General features: G+C 49.8%; 1 protein-coding gene. It reads left to right on the forward strand.

From position 1 onward, the window contains the following. Nucleotides 1-1,493 (forward strand): CD3337/EF1877 family mobilome membrane protein (locus B5E92_RS15210; RefSeq protein ID WP_087303545.1); only part of this gene is annotated, 1,493 nt, incomplete at both ends.

The raw sequence follows: 1,493 nt of genomic DNA on the forward strand, positions 1-1,493 counted from the left end.
TTCTATGTGGACAATAGCTGGGGCTGGCTTCCGTGGAACTGGCTGGACGGTATCGGGAAGTCCGTACAATACGGGCTTTACTGTATCACCAACTTTATCTGGACTATCAGCCTGTATCTAAGTAACGCCACAGGGTACGTCGTCCAGCAGGCATATAAGCTGGACTTCATCAACGACATGGCAGACAGTATCGGAAAGAGCATACAGACCCTAGCGGGCGTGACGGAAAACGGCTTTGGAAGTACGGGCTTCTATGTGGGCTTCCTGCTTCTCATTATCCTTATCGTGGGTATCTATGTAGCCTACACGGGACTGATAAAGCGAGAAACCAGCAAGGCATTACACGCCGTTATCAACTTCGTTGTGGTGTTCGTGCTGTCCGCTTCCTTTATCGCCTACGCTCCCGACTACATCAAAAAAATCAATGACTTTTCTTCGGACATTTCCACGGCTTCGCTGAATTTGGGGACAAAGATAATGCTTCCCGACAGCGACAGTGCGGGAAAAGACAGCGTGGACTTGATAAGGGACAGCCTGTTCTCCATACAGGTGCAACAGCCGTGGCTACTTTTGCAGTTCGGAAACAGCGATATAGAGGAAATCGGGGCTGACCGTGTGGAAGCTCTGGTATCGGCTAGTCCCTCTGCCGACGACGGGGCGACCCGTGAGGACGTGGTGAAAACGGAAATCGAGGATAACGACAACGACAATCTGACGATACCACAGGTCATCAACCGTCTGGGAATGGTGTTCTTCCTGCTTATCTTCAATCTGGGGATAACGATATTCGTATTCCTGCTTACGGGCATGATGATATTTTCCCAGATACTATTTATCATCTTCGCTATGTTCCTGCCGATTAGCTTCCTGCTCTCCATGATACCCAGCTATGAGAACATGGCAAAACAGGCAATCGTCCGAGTGTTCAATACGATTATGACAAGGGCTGGGATAACGCTCATTGTCACGGTGGCTTTCAGTATTTCCAGTATGTTCTACAATATCTCCACGGATTACCCGTTCTTTATGATTGCGTTCTTACAGATAGTGTGCTTTGCAGGTATCTACATGAAGCTGGGCGACCTTATGAGTATGTTCAGCTTAAACGCTGGGGACAGCCAGAGCATGGGACGCAGGATATTCCGTCGCCCGTACATGTTCATGCGACACAGGGCTAGGCGTATGGAACACCGTATCGCAAGGGCTGTCGGTGCTGGAAGCGTTGCTGGTGCGGTGGCTGGCACAGTAGCAGGAACAACCATGAATGACGGTTCTGGGAAATCTACTAGAGCTGGTACGGGCAGAAAAGAACGCCGAGAAAATACTTCTTTTGGAAGCCGAGCGGGTTCAGCCATAGGTGCGGTGCTTGATACAAAAAACAAGGTCAAGGACAAGGCAACGGCTGTCAAGGAGAATATCAAGGATATGCCGACACAGACCGCCTATGCCCTGCACTCCGCTAAGGAAAAGGCAAAGGAAAATGTGTCCGACTT

Source organism: Erysipelatoclostridium sp. An15 (assembly GCF_002160675.1).
Lineage (GTDB): Bacteria > Bacillota_I > Bacilli_A > Erysipelotrichales > Coprobacillaceae > Thomasclavelia > Thomasclavelia merdavium.